Source organism: Variovorax sp. 160MFSha2.1 (assembly GCF_048305075.1).
In the GTDB taxonomy this organism is placed as follows: domain Bacteria; phylum Pseudomonadota; class Gammaproteobacteria; order Burkholderiales; family Burkholderiaceae_C; genus Variovorax; species Variovorax guangxiensis.
The window spans coordinates 5,788,161-5,800,397 of sequence record NZ_CP157624.1; the positions used below are offsets into that span (position 1 = coordinate 5,788,161).

Annotated in this window: 11 protein-coding genes; 7 read left to right on the forward strand and 4 right to left on the reverse strand. The window is 66.7% G+C overall.

The genetic code is table 11. From position 1 onward, the window contains the following. Positions 1-19 precede the first annotated feature (19 nt). From ABL838_RS26700 to ABL838_RS26715, 4 genes are all read right to left on the reverse strand, one after another. Positions 20-1,483: an aldehyde dehydrogenase family protein gene (locus ABL838_RS26700; RefSeq protein ID WP_418125916.1), complete on the reverse strand. Its 1,464-nt coding sequence runs from the start codon at positions 1,481-1,483 to the stop codon at positions 20-22. Between the two features lie 157 nt (positions 1,484-1,640). After that, complete coding sequence (locus ABL838_RS26705) at positions 1,641-2,648, reverse strand: hydroxyquinol 1,2-dioxygenase (RefSeq protein WP_418122709.1); 1,008 nt, start codon at positions 2,646-2,648, stop codon at positions 1,641-1,643. Between the two features lie 139 nt (positions 2,649-2,787). Beyond that, a complete protein-coding gene (locus tag ABL838_RS26710) occupies positions 2,788-3,312 on the reverse strand; it encodes a hydroxyquinol 1,2-dioxygenase (RefSeq protein WP_369660832.1) in 525 nt (174 codons plus the stop codon). Positions 3,313-3,566: 254 nt separating this feature from the next. Beyond that, positions 3,567-4,529, reverse strand: coding sequence for a LysR family transcriptional regulator (locus tag ABL838_RS26715; RefSeq protein ID WP_126023550.1), 963 nt, complete (start codon positions 4,527-4,529; stop codon positions 3,567-3,569). Between the two features lie 159 nt (positions 4,530-4,688). Between ABL838_RS26715 and ABL838_RS26720 the strand changes: the two genes are divergently transcribed. The 7 genes from ABL838_RS26720 (at position 4,689) to ABL838_RS26750 (ending at position 12,233) form a co-directional block, all read left to right on the forward strand. Continuing rightward, complete coding sequence (locus tag ABL838_RS26720; protein ID WP_418122711.1) at positions 4,689-5,780, forward strand: tetratricopeptide repeat protein; 1,092 nt, start codon at positions 4,689-4,691, stop codon at positions 5,778-5,780. Further along, positions 5,747-7,276, forward strand: a complete 1,530-nt coding sequence (locus ABL838_RS26725) for a L,D-transpeptidase family protein (RefSeq protein WP_418122713.1) — start codon at positions 5,747-5,749, stop codon at positions 7,274-7,276. The genes ABL838_RS26720 and ABL838_RS26725 overlap by 34 nt, the downstream gene beginning before the upstream one ends. Positions 7,277-7,700: 424 nt before the next feature. Next, positions 7,701-7,886 (forward strand): Flp family type IVb pilin, encoded by a 186-nt coding sequence (locus tag ABL838_RS26730; protein WP_418122714.1) that lies wholly within the window; start codon positions 7,701-7,703, stop codon positions 7,884-7,886. 24 nt (positions 7,887-7,910) lie between these two features. Next, complete coding sequence (locus ABL838_RS26735) at positions 7,911-8,393, forward strand: A24 family peptidase (RefSeq protein WP_418122716.1); 483 nt, start codon at positions 7,911-7,913, stop codon at positions 8,391-8,393. A gap of 81 nt (positions 8,394-8,474) precedes the next feature. Beyond that, a complete protein-coding gene (cpaB, locus tag ABL838_RS26740; protein WP_418122718.1) occupies positions 8,475-9,473 on the forward strand; it encodes a Flp pilus assembly protein CpaB in 999 nt (332 codons plus the stop codon). Between the two features lie 41 nt (positions 9,474-9,514). After that, positions 9,515-10,903, forward strand: a complete 1,389-nt coding sequence (locus tag ABL838_RS26745) for a type II and III secretion system protein family protein (protein ID WP_418122719.1) — start codon at positions 9,515-9,517, stop codon at positions 10,901-10,903. A gap of 46 nt (positions 10,904-10,949) precedes the next feature. Continuing rightward, a complete protein-coding gene (locus tag ABL838_RS26750) occupies positions 10,950-12,233 on the forward strand; it encodes an AAA family ATPase (protein ID WP_126023557.1) in 1,284 nt (427 codons plus the stop codon). Positions 12,234-12,237 lie beyond the last annotated feature (4 nt).

Here is a 12,237-nt window from a genome sequence, read left to right on the forward strand (position 1 = left end):
CTTGCCGCCGGTTCAGGGGTCAGCGCGCGAAGTGCGGCGGTATCCGCGCGTCGACGTTCACCCACACGCTCTTGACCTGCGTGTATTCGCGCATCGCGTCGAACCCCATCTCGCGGCCGTAGCCGCTCTGGCCGACGCCGCCGAAGGGCGAGCCGGGGTTCACGCGCTTGTAGCTGTTGATCCAGACCATGCCGGCATGCAGGTCGCGCGCGACCTTGTGGGCGCGCTGCAGGTCGCGAGTCCACAGGCCGCTGCCCAGGCCGTAGTCGGTGCCGTTGGCGATCTGCATCGCCTCCTCGTCCGACTTGAAAGTGAGCACGGTGACGAACGGGCCGAAGACTTCTTCCTGCGCAACGCGGTCCTTGTACGACTTCGCTCGCATCACGGTGGGTTCCACGTAGCAGCCTTTGGCCAGGTCGCCTCCGGGCGACCTGCCGCCCGCCAGCAACTCACCGCCTTCGCCCAGCGCCACGTCGACATAGCTCAGCACGCGCTCGCGGTGCTGCGCGCTGGTGAGCGGGCCCATCTCCGTCGCGTCGTCCAGCGGGTTGCCCAGGCGGATCGACTTGGCGAGCGGAATGAACTGCGCGAGGAATTCGTCGGCGATCTTCTCGTGCAGCATCAGCCGCGAGCCCGCGATGCAGGCCTGCCCCTGGTTGTGGAAGATGGCCCATGCGCTGCCGTTGACCGCCGCCTGCAGGTTCGCGTCCTCGAAGACGATGTTCGGCCCCTTGCCGCCGAGTTCCAGCTGCACCTTCTTCAGATTGCCGGCGCTGGCCTGCACGATGCGCCGGCCGGTGGCTGTGCTGCCCGTGAAGGCGATCTTCGCGATCTCCGGATGCTCGGCGATGTACTGGCCCGCCACGCTGCCCAGCCCCGGCAGCATGTTGACCACGCCGGGCGGCAGGCCGGCCTCGGCCATCAGCTCGGCGATGCGCAGCGAGCTCAGCGGCGTGATCTCCGCCGGCTTCATCACGATGCAGTTGCCGGCCGCGAGCGCGGGCGCCATCTTCCAGCTGGTGAACATCAGCGGGAAGTTCCACGGCACCACCTGGCCGACGATGCCGACGGGCTCGCGCAGCGTGTAGTTGAGGAAACCCTCTTCCACCGGGATGGTCTCGCCCTGGAACTTGTCGGCCATGCCGCCGAAGTAGCGGAAGCACGCGGCGGTGCGCGGCACGTCGAGGCGGCGCGAATCGCGGATCGGGTGGCCGGTGTCCAGCGATTCGAGGCGCGCGAGTTCTTCGGCATTGGCCTCGATGAGGTCGGCCAGCTTCAGCAGGATGCGGCCGCGGTCGGCGGCGGCCATGCGGCTCCACTTGGGAAAGGCGCGCTTTGCGGCGGCCACGGCCTTGTCGACGTCGGCCTTGCCGGCGAGTGCCACCTCGACGATGGGCGTGTTGTCGTGCGGGTTCAGCGTGGCAAGGGTCTCGCCGGACTCGGCGTCGACGAAGCGGCCGTCGATGAAGAGCTGGCGGCGGATGGGCGTGCGCAGGCCTGCCGAAGCGGCGATGTCATTGGGCTTCATGTCTTTGCATTCCTCCCTCTCCCCTTGGGGAGAGGGTCTGGGTGAGGGGGCGTTCAGGGCGCAGCGGCGACCCTCACCCCAGCCCTCTCCCGCTCGCGGGAGAGGGGGCCATTCAGAACTGGACCGGAATCTCCGGCGACTCGCCCTTCTGGATCTCGTAGACCAGGCTGGGCGAGCCGTTCTCCCACACCAGCAGCATCGAGCGCTTGGGGCTGAAGCCCTGGTGGCGGCAGTAGGCGGGCATGGCGGCCATGTCGCCGGCCTTCATGATCACGCGGGCCATGGGCCTGCCGGTGTTCTTGTCGCCGCAGTCCCAGTGGATCTCGTCGGTCATCTGGAAGAACCACTCGACGCGGTCGTTGCCGTGGATGATCGGCAGGATGTGCTCCTCGGTGGTCGGGCACATGTAGCTGTGCTTCACCACCGAGGTGAAGCTCGGGTTCCAGGTGACCTGCGAGCGGCTCAGGAAGCCGAAGAGATTGAAGGCGTGCACCTCGTTCTCGAAGCCGGGCTCGGGGTGCAGCTCGGGCTGGCCCTGCGGCACGTCGGCAAAGGCGCGGTTGACCGGCGCGCCGCGCTCGTCGCTGCGCAGGTCGAGGTCGCCCTTCAGGCCCACGCAGCGCTTGGCGAGCTCGCGCGCCCTGGTGATCTTGGCGGTGTTGTTGCCGCTCTTGCGGCCGTAGGGCGAGCCGGTTTCCTGCGGCGCGGCGAAGGGATCGAAGCTCTCGTTGGTCCAGTCGTCGAGCATCGCCTCGAAGGTGGCGCGGATCTGCGCGGTCGGGAAGTTCTCCAGCAGGTCGATGCCCGCTTCCTTCATGGTGCCGTTGAAGCTGCCGGCGTACAGGTCGACCGACTCGTAGTGATTGACGGTGCCGAACACGTCGTCGAAGTTGACCCAGCCGTAGAAAAAGCCCCAGGCCACGTCGCGCATCAGCGCGCGCAGGTAGCTGCCGGCGTCCATGGTGTGGCTCATGGGTCGGCCGTCGCGGGTCTTCCAGCCGATGTGCACGAAATACTCGTCGCGGCGGAAGCTGAAGCTGCCGAGCGAGAAGTCCTTGTAGCCGAGCGTGGCGTCGGGCTGCGACGCGATCACCTTGGCGAGTTCTGCGGGTGCGTTCATGGTGTTTTCCTTGTCTGGTCTGAACAGGTGGCCTGCATCCTTCGTGGAACACCGCGGAACCGGCTTTGCCGGGCCGCAGGTGTTGCCCCCGGTAGGGGGTTGGCGTAGCGACACGAAGTGCGCGAAGCCTGGGGGCGAGTCAATGTGCTTGGCAGATGTCGGCCCACTTCTCGATCGAGAGATCGCCCTTGCAGCTCTGCAGCACGATCACGCCCGGCTCGCCGGCATTGCGGAACTGGTAGGCGGTGTTCTTCGGCAGCAGCCCCTGGTGGCCGCGCGAGAGCTTCATCCAGCCCATCTTCTTTCCCCTGGGCTCGCCCTTCACGAGCACGGCGCCGTTCTTGTCCTTGTCGGCCACCGCCTGGCTCTCGTCGAGCTGCACCAGGTGCACCTCGACGTCGCCGTCCATCACCAGCGCGAACTCGTCGTGCGCGCAGGTGTACCAGGGCGAGGCGCCTTCGGCGCGCAGCGTCTCCAGCACGTAGATCTGGTTCTGGCCGAACACGACCTTCTCGTACGGCTTGCTGAGGCTCGCGATCTCGAAGCAGTTGGAAAAGGCGTAGTGGCGCACGTCGTCGTCGATGGGTTCGACGTGGCCCTTCTCGAAGTGCTTGAGGGATCCGAAGCGGGTCTTGTAGGTGGCGGTGGATTTGGCGGCTGTCATGGCTTGTCTCCTTGGGTGAGCGAACTCTAGGAGCCATGCGGCGGCACCGGTAGGGACCAGTTTGGAAGAGGATTATTCGGAGCTTCCGAATAATCGCTGGGGTTTACCCCCTGTCGGACCTGCGCTCGGGAGCAACCCACGAGGCTCGTTCGCAGGACGCCGCGGAACCGGCTCCGCCGGGCCGCCGGCGTCGCCCCCGGCGAGGGGGTTGGCGAAGCGACACGAAGTGCGCGGAGCCTGGGGGAGTGCTCACCTCATCCGCTGGTGCGGCTGAACTCGATGAGCTCCGACGGGATGAGGCCACGCTCGATCAACGTCGCATCCCACGGAGGAACGCGCGTGAACCGGGTGGCGATGTGCTCGATGAAAAGGCGCAGCTTCAGCGCATTGCGCGAGGTGCCGGCATACACCGCGCTCAGCGAGAACGACGACAGCTGGTGCTCGGCCAGCACCACGCTGAGTTCGCCGCGCGCGATGGCGTCACCCGCCACCAGCGTGGGCAGGCAGACGATGCCCGCATGCTCCAGCGCATATTCGCGCAGCAGGTGCACGCTGTTGGTCAGAAGCGCCGCGGCGAGGTAGATGGTGGTCTGCTCGCCGCCGTGGTGGAAGGTCCAGCGGTCGCGCGTGGGGTAGCCCGAATAGAGGCCGAGCTTGTGGCGGTGCAGTTCGCGCGGCGTGGCAGGCGTGCCGTGCGCCTTCAGGTACGCCGGCGTGGCGCACAGCACCCGCCGCACAGGGAAGAGCGGCCTGGCCACCAACTCCTGCGAGGCCGCGGGAAAGATCTGCAGCGCGCAGTCGACACCCGCCTTTACCGGGTCGGCCACCGCGTCGCTCACGATCAGCTCGAGGTGGATGTCGGGGTAAGTCGACTGGAACTCGCGCAGCAGCGAGGCGAAGCGTCCCAGCACCATGCCGGTCAGCGCATGCACGCGCAGCGTGCCAGAAGGCGTACCGCGCGCATCGCGCATCTGGTCGACGATGCTGTCGGCGCGGGCCACCAGCTCGGTGCAGTCGCGCAGGAAGGCCTGGCCCATGTCGCTGAGCCGCACCACGCGCGTGCTGCGATGGAAGAGCGGCGCGCCGAGGAACTCCTCGAGCTGCTTGACCCGCGTGGTGACGACCGAATTGGCCACCCGCAGCTGCCTTGCGGCTTCGGCGAAGCTCTGGGTCTGCGCGACACGAACGAAAGTTTCAATGCTTTGGAGGCGGTCCACGGCGGCACTGTACTGCGGGGCTGCCCGGCGCGGGGGCTTCGGGCGGCGTTGCGGGCAAGCCTAAAGGCCGCGAAAGCCCCGTCATCCCTGTATCGGGGGGTTACCCGCCCCACTTACAATCCCTGCCGCATCACCCACCCCTACGAGGTCTTGTCCGCAATGCCCAAGAGCCCCAGGCCACGCGCCCGTTTCAGCTTCTCCCCCACCGTGCGCGCCCTGCTCCTGGCCGCGGCCACCTGTGGCGCCGCCCTTCCGGCGCTGGCCGCCATCGAGCATGAGGAAGTCGACAAGCTCATGCAGGCCGGCAAGCTCGACGAGGCCATGGCGAAGGCCGAGGCCTACCTGAAGGACAAGCCGCGCGATCCGCAGATGCGCTTCCTCAAGGGCGTGATCCAGCTCGACACCGGCAAGCGCAACGAAGCCATCGCCGCCTTCACGCAACTCACGCTCGACGCGCCCGAACTGCCCGAGCCCTACAACAACCTCGCGGTGATCTACGCGAGCCAGAACCAGTTCGACAAGGCCCGCGCCGCGCTGGAAAGCGCGATCCGCACCAACCCCAGCTACGCCACCGCCCAGGAGAACCTCGGCGACGTGTACGCCCGGCTCGCGAGCCAGGCCTACAGCAAGGCGCTGCAGCTCGACCAGAACAACACGGCCGTGCAGCCCAAGCTGGCGGTGATCCGTACACTCTTCACGCCGACGCCGCCCGGCGCCAAGCCGACCGCGCTGATCGCCGCCGCGCCCGCGCCGGCCCCGGTTGCAAAGGCAGCGCCTGCGCCGGCTCCGGCACCTGTCGCTCCGCCGCCCGCCAAGGTCGCGGCCGCTCCCGCACCGGTGGCCGCCGCACCCAAGCCGCCGGAAACAGCGCCGGCTCCCGCGCCCGCCCCGGCACCGGCTGCCAGCGCGACCGCCAATGCCGAAGTCGAATCGGCCGTGCGCGCCTGGGCCTCGGCCTGGGCCAGCCAGGACATGGACCGCTACCTTGCGGCCTACGGCCCCGACTTCACGCCCGCCGGCGGCCAGAGCCGCAAGAACTGGGAAGAAGACCGCCGCGCGCGCATCGTCGGCAAGTCGAGCATCAGCGTGAACATCGAGAACCTCGCGATCAAGGTCGACGGCCAGAACGCGACGGCCAGGTTCCGCCAGATCTACCGCGCGGACAACCTCAATGTTTCGAGCCGCAAGACGCTGGAGATGCAGCGCTCGGGCAATCAATGGCACATTCGCAAGGAAAGCGTCGGCGGCTAGTGGCAGACATCGTCCGGCAGGGCCGGCTTCAGCATCCCCTTTTTCGTCTGCGCAGCGGGCAGCAACTGCTCGCGGCGCTTGCCGCCGTTTCCGCACTGATGTTCGCGGCGCCCGGTGCCGCGCTGGCTTCGAACGCCGCCGGCAAGACGGCCAAGACAAGCGGCAGCGTCCACAAGGAAAAAACCAGGGCGAAGGGCCCGGCTGCCAATGCACGGTCCACGGCGCGTGCCGGTGCGGCCGGACGCCCCTCTTCCGCCAAGGAAGCGAAGGAAGCCCGCAGCGCCAAAAGCAGGAAGGCCGGTACCGCCGTTGTTGCAGCGGCCGCGACTTCGGCGACCGCCGCCAGGACCACGCGCAAGCCTGCGCCCGCAGGCGCCATCCAGGAAGCCAGCAACGCCGAAGCCCGCCTGATCGCGGTCTACGAAATGTTCGGCCGCGGCCAGACCCGCCCCGCGCTGGCCAAGGCGCGCGACCTGGTGCGCGACTATCCGAACTTCCAGCTCGCGCAGCTCGTCTACGGCGACCTGCTCGCGGCGCAGCTGCCGCCGTCGAACTCGCTGCCCGACACCGCCAGCATCGCGAAGATGCGCGGCAACCCGGCCATGGCCGAACTGCACGAGGAATCGAAGCGCCGCCTGCAGGCCCTGCGCGACCGCCCGCCGGCCAACACCGTGCCCTCGCAGTTCCTGGCGCTGTCCACCCGCAGCCGCTACGCCATCGCCGTGGACGCATCGCGCTCGCGGCTGTACCTGTTCGAGAACTCGGACAAGGGCCTGAAGCTCACGGCCGACTACTACATCTCGGTCGGCAAGGCCGGCACCGACAAGGTCACCGAAGGCGATGCGCGCACGCCGCTGGGCGTGTACTACATCACCAGCAGCCTCGATCCGAAGTCGCTGAAGGACTTTTACGGCGCGGGTGCCCTGCCCATCAACTACCCCAACCCGTACGACGTGCGGCGCGGCAAGACCGGCGGCGGCATCTGGCTGCACGGCACGCCGCCGCAGCAGTTCGCCCGGGCGCCGCTGGCGAGCGACGGCTGCGTGGTCATGGCAAACCCCGACCTCAGGCAGCTATTGCGAAAAGTGCAAATCGGCGCCACCCCGGTGGTGACCGCGCGCAGCCTGCAATGGATTTCGCAACCGCAGGCAGAAAAAGAATCCCAGTCAATTACAAGTGCTATCAACGGCTGGAAAGACGCCCGCGCCAGCGGAAATGAAGCGCAATTGAAGAAATTCTATTTGCCCGATTTCCAGCGCAGCAGCAAGAAATCCAATGAGGGAATTTCAGTCGTCGACGACGAAGTGAAATATGCGCAGGGCAAGCGCGTCCAACTCAAGGACATGTCGTACCTTCACTGGAAGGACGGCGACGACACCATGGTCGTTACCTTCGGCGAAGTGTTCGAAGGCGAGAAGAGCGGACGTTCCCGTCGCCAGTACTGGTTACGCCAGGGTACCGACTGGAAGCTCTTCCACGAAGAAATCCTGGGCTGAAGCCCGGCCCGAAACCCTCCCGCCGAAGGGGCGACCCCCTCAAACTCGTGACTTTTTGCTCACGAGTTGGGCCTTTTTTGACCGTTACATCTGGGGCTCCGAGCCCCATGCTACGTAACGCGTAACGGGTTTGTTCCCGTAACACCCCCGCTCCGAGCGTTCCCCGAGGCGTTACGCCACATCCCCCCTTCATGGGAGGCGCCATGTGGCCTACAGAGGGAAAAATTCGTTTCCTAATCGTTAACCAGCTGACCAGGCCACTCCTGGCTCGGGCTGGCGAGAGGCTGGCCGCTATCCTGCTTTACCCCTTTCGGCTAGCACACTCTGACGAAAGTCTTGCGGGTTTGCCTTGTTGATACACGGAGTTACGCTGTATAACATCCACCTCGCAAGCCTTTGTTAACACTTCCTGAAAGGGGAAATCATGCTTAGCTCTATTGCTCGTTTTTTGCGCGATGAAGAAGGCGCGACCGCAATTGAATATGGAATTATTGCGGGGCTTATTTCCGTTGCCATCGTTGGAGTTTTGGCAGGAGAAGATGGTCTAGGTGCCCGACTGGCCAAGGTCTTCACGGACATTACCAGTGAGTTGAAGACTACCGTCAAGTAAAAACAAGTGCCGGCATTGACCTGCTTGTTCTGGCTGCTCTGTGTTGCCGTATATGACTTCCGAAAGCGCCGTGTTCCCAACTGGCTGGTCCTGTCCGGAGTTGTCCTGGCTCTGGCAATCCTCGGCCTCGGGGCGCAGCCTTTCGGCATCGGCTGGAAAGCAGCACTCGCAGGCGCCGCATCAGGCTTCGGTTTCCTCTTGCTCTTCTACGCAATGGGGCTCATGGGAGCAGGCGACGTGAAATTCGCTGGTGCTCTCGGACTTTGGGTCGGCATGTCCGCCTTGGTGCCGATCTGGATCATCGCCAGTCTGTTCGCAGGATTGCACGGAGCCCTCTGGCTCGCCCTGCAGCGCTGGCCCCTCTTCCCACGGCTTGCCCTGATCCTTTCGGGCCCGCCCTCCCCCTCCGCTGGCGGCAGATCGCCAAGCCGGGCTCGCTTCATCCCTTACGGGGCCTACCTCGCACTGGCCACGGTGGCCTGGATGTTCTGGGGACGACAGAGTTAGCAGCCATACGCCTCTGTCGCCGCAGGCCATTCATTTCCCATTTTTCATGATCGCTTGCCCTCACCCTCCAGCCCGCCGCACATGATCAATCTCTCCAAAATCATCGCAGCCATCCTGGTACTCCTGGCCATCGCGCTGGGCGTCTATGCATGGATGCTGAGCCGGCAGGCGCCCGTGCCAGTGACGACAGCCGCCAACCCGGCGAACGTTCCCGCCAAGACCCAGCAGGCGCTTACATACCCCGTCGTGGTGGCGTCCAAGCTCCTGCCTGCCGGCCTGGCGATTCCCGCGGATGCGCTACGCGTGGAACGGCTGACGATCAATCCCGTTGGCGCCTTCCAAGACGTGAACGTTGCGACGGGCCGAGTTCCGGTGCTCGACCTCGCCGAAGGTACGCCGGTGATGGAGAACCAGTTGGTCTCCGGCCTCGCGCTGCGCATCAACGAAGGCGAGCGTGCCGTGGCGGTCAAGGCCGACGAGGTCATGGGCGTAGGCAACAAGATCCAGCCCGGTGACTTCGTGGATGTTTTCATCACGCTCAAGTCGGACGGCAAGGACGTGGATCGCAGCCAGGCACGACTGCTGCTCGCACGCAAGCGCGTGCTGGCTTTCGGCAGCGCCTCCGTCGACGGTCTGCAATCCAAGTCGCCGGACAAGGCAGCCGCACAGCAGGCCCAGCGCAACGAACAGGCCCGCACTGCCGTTCTCGCCGTGCCTGTCGACGAAGTGAACCGCCTGACCATCGGCGACGCCAGCGGCCGCCTGATGCTCGCCCTGCGCAACCCGACCGACATGTCGGAGCCCGATCCGAAGCTCTTCGCCGAGTTGCCCACCGCCCTGCAGCCGTCCGTTTCCAAGGCAGGCGAGCCGCGCCGCACACCTCTCGAAGGACTCGACCGCGCCCAGGCCGGCCTGACCGCCGCAGACCTCGTCACCGGCGGCAAGGGCCCGGGTGTCCGCCCGCAAGCCATCGAAGTGCGCGCCGCCCCCAACGGTGCCCCGCGCGCGGGCGGTCCCGCGCGAAGCGGGCTTCAGGTCGAAGTCTTTCGCGGCGAACGCAGCGAGACCGTGAGCTACTGAGCAGGCAGCCAGCCGGAATCCGCCATCCAGGAAAACAACACATGCACACCACGCCTCGCGAGCAGTCGACACGTGCCACTCGCAGCCTCATGAACACTTCCTCGCGGCTGCTGCGCCCGTCCCTGATTGCCCTGTGCGCGATGACACAAGCCGTCTGGTCCCCGGTAACGGTTGCCGCCGACGCGCAGCCGGCGCGCACACAACCGCAACGTCCCATCGTGCTGAGCGCGGGAACCCAGCAGGAGTTGGTGATCGACAAGGGCATCGACCGCATGGCCATCGGCGACGAGGCGGTGGCCGGCGTCACCATCACGCGCAAGACGCAGAGTTCGCCCGCGGCACGGCTGATCGTGACCGGCAAGGCCGCGGGCCGTACCTCGCTGATGGTCTGGGAAAAGGGCAGCGCGGCAGCGACCAGCTACGTCATCGAAGTACGGCGCCGCACTGCCACTCTTGCCGGCTCTATGGACAGCATGGCAGCCCACCAGCAGGCACGCGACACAGCCTTGGCGAGCGCCGCCGACAAGGCCGAGCTTGTCGACCGCTCGATCGTGAACGTGCGCAGCAGCACCGTCCAGGTCGAAGTAAAGGTGGTGGAGTTCAATCGCAGCGTGCTCAAGCAGGCCGGCCTGAACATCTTCAGCACGCGGCCCAACTCCAGCGGTTTCAGCTTCGGCGTGTTCTCGCCATCCTCACTGAAATCCGCGACCTTCGCGTCCGACGGACAGATCAGCGGCGAATACAACAACCCGATGGCACAGGCCTTCAGCTTGCTCTTCAATTTCAGCAAGGCCGGCATCGGCCTGAACGTCGGCTTCCTCGAAGGCAACGGCATGGCGCGCGTTCTGGCCGAGCCCACGCTGGTGGCGCTGTCGGGACAGAGCGCGAGCTTCCTGGCCGGCGGCGAGTTGCCAATTCCGGTGCCGCAGGGCCTGGGCACCACCAGCATCGAATACAAGCCCTTCGGCATTGGCCTCACGCTCACGCCCACGGTGCTCTCGAACGAGCGCATCGTGCTGAAGGTGGCACCTGAAGCCAGCGACCTCGACTACACCAATTCCCTGAGCCTCAACGGCGTCGCCGTGCCCGCCATCACCACCCGCCGCGCCGACACCACGGTGGAGCTGGGCGACGGCGAGAGCTTCATCATCGGCGGCCTCGTCAGCCGCACCACCACCTCCAACGCCGACAAGGTGCCCCTGCTGGGCGATCTGCCGATCCTCGGCACCTTCTTCAGCAAGAACAACTACCAGATGAAGGAGAAGGAACTGGTGATCCTGGTCACCCCGCACCTGGTCAAGCCCATCGCGCGCGGCACCGACCTCACTCCCTACCTGCCCGGCACCGCCGAGCAGCGCGACGGCGCGGTGTGGCGCTCGTACTTCCTGGGCGGCGCGATCGACACGCCCGTGCCCGGCTTCTCCCGCTGACCGACCCGACATCGATGACCCGGAACATGCATCGCAGGCTGGCACCATGAACGCACCACGCGACAGCATCCCAGAAACAGGCAGCGAGACCTATCTCTTCGCGTCGAGCAATGGCGGCCACATCACCTGGCTGACCGACGCGCTCGGCACCCTCGGCTCCGTGGTGGTCCTGCCGCCGGACACGAAGTCGATCGACGAGCGCATCGCCCTGCTGGGGCCGGTGGCGGTCTTCATCGACTTCTCGCCCGACCAGGGCGCCACCGCCAGCCAGCTCCACCAGCGCCTGAAGCGCGACTGGCCCACGCTGCCGGTGCTGGCCACCGGTGTCTCCGCCGAGCCCGCCGCCATGCTCTCGGCGCTGCGCGCGGGCGTGGACGACTTCATCGACATGGCCGCGCCGCCTACCGACGCCGTGGTCACGCTGCGCACATTGCTCGAGCGGCGCAGCACGCTCCAGGGCGGCACGCGCGGCAGCACGCTCGCGCTGCTGGGCGCGCGCGCCGGCCTCGGCGTGACCACGCTGGCCACCAGCCTGTCTCTCGCGCTGAACGACCAGCTCACGCAGGCGCCGCAGCGCCCGCCGGGCCGCAGTTCGCGTCACGGCGTGGCCCTGCTCGACCTGGGCCTGCCCGCGCGCGACGGCCTGCTCTACCTCGACACGCAAAGCGGCTTCAGCTTCGTCGACGGCGTGCGCAACCTGCGCCGGCTCGACCAGACGCTGCTGCACACCGCGCTCGCGCACCACACCAGCGGGGTGGCCATCCTGCCGCTGCCCGCGAGCCTGGCGCAGGTGCGCGAGATCTCGCACGCCGACTCGGTCTCGCTGATCAAGCGCCTGGCCGACTTCTTCGACTTCCAGATCGCCGACCTCGGCGGCTTCTCGACCATCGACTTCATGGCCCAGACCGTGCGCGAGGCGCAGCAGGCGTGGGTGGTGTGCGACCAGAGCATCGGCGGCATCGTTTCCACGGCCAACATGCTCAAGGAGCTGCGCGCGCGCGGCGTCGAAACCGAGCGCCTGTCGCTGGTGGTGAACAAGTTCGACAGCCACGTCGGCCTGTCGGCCAAGGACATCGCCGAGCGGCTCGAGCTGCCGCTGCGGCATGTGCTGCCCGCGCGCAGCGCCCAGCTGCTCGCTGCCGCCAGCCGCGGCGAGATGCTGGTGCGCACCGCGCGCAACGACCCCTATTCGCAGGCCGTGACGGGACTCGCCCGCAGCCTGCACCAGGAATACATGTCTGCCTCGGGCCAACCCCCGGCCAAGGATCCACGCTGGGTTGCGCTCATGTCGCAGGTCACCGGCCTCTGGAAGAGTTCACACGAAGGTTGAGCCC

Coding starts and splice junctions, on each gene's coding strand:
- ABL838_RS26725 (WP_418122713.1), top strand. CDS start 5,747: ATGGCACATTCGCAAGGAAAGCGTCGGCGGCTAGTGGCAGACATCGTC.
- cpaB (WP_418122718.1), top strand. CDS start 8,475: ATGATCAATCTCTCCAAAATCATCGCAGCCATCCTGGTACTCCTGGCC.
- ABL838_RS26750 (WP_126023557.1), top strand. CDS start 10,950: ATGAACGCACCACGCGACAGCATCCCAGAAACAGGCAGCGAGACCTAT.
- ABL838_RS26705 (WP_418122709.1), bottom strand. CDS start 2,648: ATGAACGCACCCGCAGAACTCGCCAAGGTGATCGCGTCGCAGCCCGAC.
- ABL838_RS26710 (WP_369660832.1), bottom strand. CDS start 3,312: ATGACAGCCGCCAAATCCACCGCCACCTACAAGACCCGCTTCGGATCC.
- ABL838_RS26730 (WP_418122714.1), top strand. CDS start 7,701: ATGCTTAGCTCTATTGCTCGTTTTTTGCGCGATGAAGAAGGCGCGACC.
- ABL838_RS26720 (WP_418122711.1), top strand. CDS start 4,689: ATGCCCAAGAGCCCCAGGCCACGCGCCCGTTTCAGCTTCTCCCCCACC.
- ABL838_RS26745 (WP_418122719.1), top strand. CDS start 9,515: ATGCACACCACGCCTCGCGAGCAGTCGACACGTGCCACTCGCAGCCTC.